The 7,063-nt window shown below is 38.0% G+C and carries 5 protein-coding genes; 3 read left to right on the top strand and 2 right to left on the bottom strand.

From position 1 onward, the window contains the following. The first annotated feature begins 268 nt into the window (after window positions 1-268). The gene (locus tag OZ002_RS06525) at window positions 269-2,332 is read left to right on the top strand and encodes a bacterial Ig-like domain-containing protein (protein ID WP_325082956.1); all 2,064 of its coding nucleotides are present in this window, start codon (window positions 269-271) and stop codon (window positions 2,330-2,332) included. A gap of 82 nt (window positions 2,333-2,414) precedes the next feature. Beyond that, the gene (locus OZ002_RS06520; RefSeq protein ID WP_043952277.1) at window positions 2,415-2,984 is read left to right on the top strand and encodes a GNAT family N-acetyltransferase; all 570 of its coding nucleotides are present in this window, start codon (window positions 2,415-2,417) and stop codon (window positions 2,982-2,984) included. A gap of 174 nt (window positions 2,985-3,158) precedes the next feature. Here the strand turns inward: OZ002_RS06520 and OZ002_RS06515 are convergent, their stop codons facing one another. Further along, window positions 3,159-3,965, bottom strand: a complete 807-nt coding sequence (locus tag OZ002_RS06515) for a hypothetical protein (RefSeq protein ID WP_002287053.1) — start codon at window positions 3,963-3,965, stop codon at window positions 3,159-3,161. 137 nt (window positions 3,966-4,102) lie between these two features. Here OZ002_RS06515 and OZ002_RS06510 point away from each other — a divergent pair, with 137 nt between their 5' ends. Then, window positions 4,103-5,617, top strand: coding sequence for a flavocytochrome c (locus OZ002_RS06510; RefSeq protein WP_043952276.1), 1,515 nt, complete (start codon window positions 4,103-4,105; stop codon window positions 5,615-5,617). A gap of 459 nt (window positions 5,618-6,076) precedes the next feature. Here the strand turns inward: OZ002_RS06510 and OZ002_RS06505 are convergent, their stop codons facing one another. Next, a complete protein-coding gene (locus OZ002_RS06505) occupies window positions 6,077-7,060 on the bottom strand; it encodes an NAD(P)H-quinone oxidoreductase (RefSeq protein WP_002287048.1) in 984 nt (327 codons plus the stop codon). Window positions 7,061-7,063 lie beyond the last annotated feature (3 nt).

Genomic DNA, 7,063 nt, shown 5'->3' with positions numbered 1-7,063 from the left:
AATTGGAGCTGTCCTTATGGACCTTCATGACGAATGGCTCAGTTCTACAAGAAAATATATTAAGTTTGATCAATGAGAGACCGGTAAAACATTGTATAGTATTTTACACAGGATTATGGACTTGACTGATTTTCTTGAAACGATAAAAAATCAAAAAAAAATACTCTCCTAATAGTCCATCTTCTTTTGATTTTATTTATATAATGAAATCATCTTATGAAAATTACTACTTCATGTTTAGACAAGAGTAGGGAGGACTAAGAATAAATTGTGTTCAAAAAGACGTTCAAAACAACTAAATAAACACGCTTGTCGTTTAGATAAGGAACGGTCGTGTTCTGAAAAACACTACGTTAAATTTATGATGCGCACGATGCTGATCAGTTTATCTGTAGGTGTCTATATGCATGTACCCGTTCAGGCAACGGCACAAACCATCAAGGTCGTACGTACCTCTGTTTCTGAGACCACTGATTCCTCTATCGCTATTACTCATACTTTCACTGATGCAAATGGAAAACAGCTACTTCCTGCATTGACTTCCTATAATAAAGTCAGTTATCCTCCAACGATAAACCACTACTGGTTAATTCCTAACAAAACATTATGGACATCGGAAACCAGAAGCAGTGTGCCGCTTTCTATCTTTTCCGATATGACTGATCCTACAAAAGGTGATCAGTTAAAACAGATCACTGATATTTTGAATCATGCTTTGACAGATGTGAAGGACGGTGGAAGCGCACAAGTTTCTTATGTATATGGAAAAGATTATTCACAGTTTGAAGGAAAGAAAATCGATGTTCTGGCAGGGACAAAAGTTTCGATATCTGATCTGGTAGAAAGGCTGAAGAACGCAGATGGAACACAAGGAGATATGTCCAAAGTAATTTCAAACAATGGGAATATCGTGGATACGACTAATACAGGAACATCTACTATTTCCTTGTCCTATTTTGATCCAATTGCTTTAAAAACAATGACTGCATTTGCTGTGATCCATGTTCGTGCTGATCAAACAGCTATCAAAGGAAAAGATCTTCACTTAAGAACAGGAGAGAGTTACGCCACTAAGGATCTTGTTGAACATGTAACAAAAAGCGATGGAACTTCAGGAAATAAAGAAGAAATCAAAATGAACGGGACAGTAGATACTACAACCCCGGGAGAATATCCCGTTGTATTAACTTATATAGACTCGAAAACATCAAATGTGGCGGAAACAACAGCTGTAGTTTATGTAGAAGCATCTGTTGCTTCATCGACTGTCATCACTCATTTTATAGATAGTCAAACAAATAAAGAACTTCAAGCAGAAACACATATGAGTAGTGTAAATCGTATTCCTGATTTGCGCCTACCTGCTGAATTTTCTGATCGAGTGCCAAATATAGATTTATCGACTTATGAACAAGACGGAAAAGTCACTTCTATTTCTGATTGGATGCAAGCAAACGGATTAGACAGAAAAAGTCACTGGTCGGAGATCCTTGAAGTACTTCACTCAGAACTGATGAATAGTAGGAAGCAATCAGGAGGGGAAATTACCTTTACTTATGTTTATATACCAGACAATCGTTCATTAGAAGGTCATGATCTTATTGTTCATCCAAACGAAAAAATAAACAAAGAAGAGTTGATCCAATCAGCAACAAATTCCTTAGGTAAACCCGTACCGTTAAAGGATGTATCGGTTACAATCAACGGAGAACCATTGGAGGATGGTTATTTGACTAAACAAACAGGTGATTTTACGATTATGTATAGTTATCATGACCCGTATTCACTCCAAGAACTCCATGCTCAGTCGCTATTACATGTTTTACCATTAAACAAACAGATAGATCAAAAAGAACAAAAAAGACAAGAAGAAAGCTTGTCAGAAAAAAAACAACAAATGGCTCATGCAGTTTCTCTAACAGGGGAAGTAAAACAAACAAGAAATTTACAGCCAGCAAGAATATCTAGAAAAATCTCAGAATCTAATAAAACGATAAGGCAAGAAGCTCATTTGGCCCCACAAGTTTCTGGATTGGAAAATGAAATTTTAGAGCCTAAAATAAAACAACAATCAGAAAAAGAATTTGTTGCTAAACAGTCGGAAGATCAGAATGAATCAGATGACCAGAAGGAAACGAAGAAAAAACGCTTGTCAACTATTGATTCTACCGATGAACATCCACAGCCGCAAGTACCACTTCCTAGTCCGGGAACACCCGCACCTGGTGGAGGTATTCCTTCTTCTTCTGCTTTAGGAGATTACATGCGAGGTATGGCAGGAACATGGGTATACGCTAATCGAAATGAATTTGACGCAGATGACTGGTTCTGATTTATATCTCTATCTGTTATAGTCAAATAAGTAGCTGAGTCATATGTTATTTGGCATAATGGAGACGAGGAGGGATAGAAAAATGTTAGATAAAACGTTACCTTACGCAGAAATCTGGATGACAAGACCACTTCAACAAAATGTTCCAATCACGCCTTTAGCGGAAGGTTTTGAATTTCGATTTTATCAAAAAGAAGATGAATCTGCTTGGGCGGAGATTGAGACTTCCGTTGGGGAATTTCAAACGACAGATGAAGCACTTGAGTATTTTCAACAAAACTTTGCTCCTTATCCTGAAGAACTTGAAAGAAGGATGTTTTTTGTAGAGACAAAAAAAGGAGAAAAAGTAGCAACCTGTACCGCTTGGCGAAAAAAATCAAGAGAGCAAGTGTATCCGGTTTTTCATTGGTTAGCAGTGAAACCAGATTACCAAGGAAAAGGGCTCGCAAAAGCATTGACTGCCAGAGTCTTGCAAGAATTTCCTACCCTCCATACGGACGGACCAATCTATCTTCACACACAGACATGGAGCCATCAGGCGATTGCTCTTTATAAAAAAATGGATTTTACTTTTATTGCTGAAAATCTAGACGGCACACCTAATCCAGATTATGAAAAAGTTATGCAGGTTTTAAGTAAATTAGATAAATAACGAAATAGTGAAATAAGTCCTCAGTATTGGGATAAAAAACGAAATAGTCATTCCTCATATCTTACTTTTTTGAGTTAATACTATCGGATAACTAATGGCATGCCATACATTCAAAAAAGAAGGGGCAGTGACAAAAGTATTGTCACTGCCCCTTCTCTTGTTTTTTAGCATGTTTTATCGTTTGATTTTTTTAGGAATAAAATTCTTGATGAACGTAAATTTTTGGTAATCGTTTCGACTATAGAGGTAACCAAATACACTGAAAACAACTGCTCCAATAAAATTAACAAATAAATCCTTCATAGTATCCATGATTCCTACGTCTAAGTAACCATTTTGGATGATTGTTTTATCTGTTTTACCATCTGCATTTTGACTTTCAATGATTGTCCGAGTGATATCTGGAACATGATAGACAGTGTTTCCGTCTTTACTTAACTCCACACTATTGATTTGCTGGATGATCGTATCTTTTTGCATATCGAATTGCAGTAATTTATCTGCTGAAAATTCCACAAACTCCCACATAACACCAACTGTCATCGAAAAACAGAAGGAAACAACTGCTAGTAATAAAGGAGTCAAGTTCATGGTTTTTGTATTTTTATTGAGCAAATAAACAAGGGAAAAGCCGACACCCCCAGCTAAAAATCCGCTGAATGCATGTAGAAAAGTATCCCACATTGAAAAATAGCCATAAAAATCACTTAACTCACCTAAAACTGTTGAACTAAAAATAAAAGATAACAAAATGATTTCTAGCATATTTGGAATCTGTATCTTTAATATCTTTTCCAGAAAATAAGGGATTTCAAATAAAATTAGTGTCAGTAATAAAAGCATTGTATTTCCCCAGTGTTGGTTCCAGACCTGATCCACTAGCATAATAACGACGATGATACGTAATAAAATATAGATTCCGTTTGTGATTCTACCTGCAGTTTTTGTACTGTTCGTAAAAAAGGTTTTCAAATGATTCATAAAATAACTCCTTCATGTATATCCTTAATTATACTAAGAAGCGTGTGTTTACCAAAGCTATATGACTTAAAGAAAAACAGAGTTGATATTGTGAAAAAAATCACTTAATATAGTATAAGGAGAAAAGGGGGATACAAATGAAAAAATTAGTTGCTGGTTTATTAACAGCCGTTGCACTTCTTGCTATGAGCGCATGCGGCGCAGATCAGAAAAATACAGCGCAGACAAGTTCTAGTACGAAGGAATCTGCCAAAGTATCATCAGGCGCTTCTGAACAAGTATATACAGATCCAAAAGAAATGAAAGAATCTTATGATGTCGTGATTATTGGAGCTGGTGGTGCAGGGATGGCAGCAGCTATCGAAGCAAAAGATGCTGGGTTGAATCCAGTAATTTTGGAAAAGATGCCTGTTGCCGGAGGAAACACATCTAAATCATCAAGCGGTATGAATGCTTCAGAAACAAAATTTCAAAAAGAAGAAGGAATCAAAGACTCGAATGATGCCTTCTATGAAGAAACGCTAAAAGGTGGTGGAGGAACGAATGATAAAGAAATGCTTCGATACTTTGTCGATCACTCTGCTGATGCGGTCGATTGGCTAGATCAAAACGGTATCAAACTGGACAACTTAACGATCACTGGAGGGATGAGTGAAAAGAGGACACATCGTCCGTCTGATGGCTCGGCTATTGGTGGATACTTAGTGGAGGGGTTATTGAATAACGTCCATGAGCGGGAAATCCCTATTTTTGTCAACGCAGATGTGACAGACATTAAGAAAAATGGGGAAACGGTCAATGAAGTGAATGTACATGTTCAAGGAGAAGAACCAAAAGAGGTCACCGGAAAAGCAATCGTAGTTACCACAGGCGGTTTTGGTGCCAGCAAAGAATTTATTGAAAAATATCGTCCCGATTTAGCTGATTATATTACGACAAATCAAGAAGGATCAACTGGAGATGGTATCACCATGATTGAAAAATTAGGTGGACAAACCGTTGATATGGATAAAATACAAATTCATCCAACTGTGCAGCAGGATGAGGGGGTCTTGATTGGTGAGGTTGTTCGCGGAGAAGGAGCAATCTTGGTCGATCAAGAGGGGAAAAGATTTGTCAATGAAATGGATACAAGGGATAAAGTATCTGCAGCAATTACAGCATTGCCTGAAAAATCAGCTTATTTGATTTTTGACCAAGGCGTGCGTGATCGTGCCACAGCTATTGAATTTTATGACCAAAAAGGATATGTCACAACTGGAAAGACAATGGAAGAATTAGCAGAAAAAATCGATTTACCAAAAGAAACACTAGCAAAAACAGTTGATGGATGGAATACGGATGTTGCGGAGAAAAAAGATGCTCAATTCAACCGTGCCACAGCCATGGAACATGACTTATCGTCTCCGAATTATTATGCGATCAAAATCGCACCAGGAATCCATTACACGATGGGCGGTGTGAAAATCAATACGAACACTGAAGTATTAGATAAAGAAAACCAGCCAATTAGGGGGTTATATGCTGCTGGTGAAGTCACAGGTGGCTTACATGGAAACAACCGGATCGGTGGAAATTCAGTTGCGGAGATCATTATTTTTGGGCGACAAGCGGGCATACAAGCAGCTCGATTTGCTTCGGAAAATGAATGAAATAGAACGTAAATAAAAAGAGGTTGTGAAATCAGCGTTTTGACCTGAGTATTAGAGAAACAAACGGCAAAATAGTTCCTCATATTTTGCCGTTTTTTGAGCTAATACCGAGGGTCAGCTGATTGAACACTGTTTAGTGAAGAGGTTGTGAAAAAGCTGCCCTGCATCAAGTAATAAGAACAGCCAAGTAAAAACAGCTTCTTATGTTTTTAACTTGGTTGGACTTATTACCGCAGATGCAAGCTTTTGAACACCGTTTATTCGGAAAAAGAGCGTGGGACAAAAGTAAAGAACACTTTTGTCTCACGCTCTAAACACGTATAAACGGCGGAAGCAGAAGCAACTCCTTCGGAAATAAGCTGAAATTCACAAAAATTTGAAAAGCAATTTTCGTGAATTTCTTCTTATTTCTTGGAGTTAAACGCTTCTGTCCCAGCCTCTTTTTTGATCAGCATGATTTTATTCAGTTATCTTCAAAATGATTTTTCCGATGTTTTTGTTTGCTTCCATATATTCATGCGCTTGTTTGACTGCGCTGAATTGGAATGTACGGTCAATGATTGGCCGAATCTTGCCATTTTCTAGAAAAGGCCCAGCTTTTTGCATAAAAGTTTGTGCGAGCTCTGCTTTATACTGATCACTTCTAGGTGTCAATAATGTACCAAGCAGTTGGACACGTTTCCCAATCAATACACCAAGGTCTATCTCAGGCACGATGGTCCCACCTAGCATACCAATCAAGACCCAACGTCCATCAACGGCTATAGAAGCTAAATTCTTTTCCCAGTAAGAAGCGCCGATGAAATCCAAAATAACATCGACTCCCCGACCTTCAGTGATTTTTCGTACCTCTTCTTGAAAGTCTTGTTTTTTATAGTTGATCAATTCATCTGCACCAAGTTCTTTACAAAAGGCGAGTTTTTCTTCTGATCCTGCAGTAACGATGATTTTCGCGTGAGAAAGCTGTCTAGCTAATTGGATCGCTGCTGTTCCCACACCACTTGCTCCTGCATGGATCAAGACAGTTTCGCCTTCTTGTAATTTTCCAAGCCAGTAAAGTGTTTGATAAGCAGTCAAAAAAACTTCTGAGATTCCAGCAGCAGAAACATAGTCTAGCGTATCAGGGAGAAGGATTGCACGATCGGCAGGCATCACAGCATATTCGGCATAACCACCTAGATTGACTAATCCGTATACTTTTGTCCCAGGAGTAAAAGTGGAGATATCACTTTTATTCTCAACTACCTCTCCAGCTACTTCGACTCCCAAAATAGGGTAGGGAGGTTTCAAAGAGACTGATTCTCTTTTCATAATATCTGTTCGATTGACAGCTGCTGTATGGACTTTGATCAGTAATTCGCCTTGTTTTGGTTTAGGAACAGGCACTTCAATTTGTTCTAATACATCTACAGAACCAGGATGCTTGATTGAAATGGCACGCATGGA

Origin of the sequence: Enterococcus sp. E4-150 (assembly GCF_035726465.1) — a bacterium.
GTDB lineage: Bacteria > Bacillota > Bacilli > Lactobacillales > Enterococcaceae > Enterococcus_B > Enterococcus_B faecium.
This window is presented reverse-complemented; position numbering and strand designations above follow the sequence as displayed.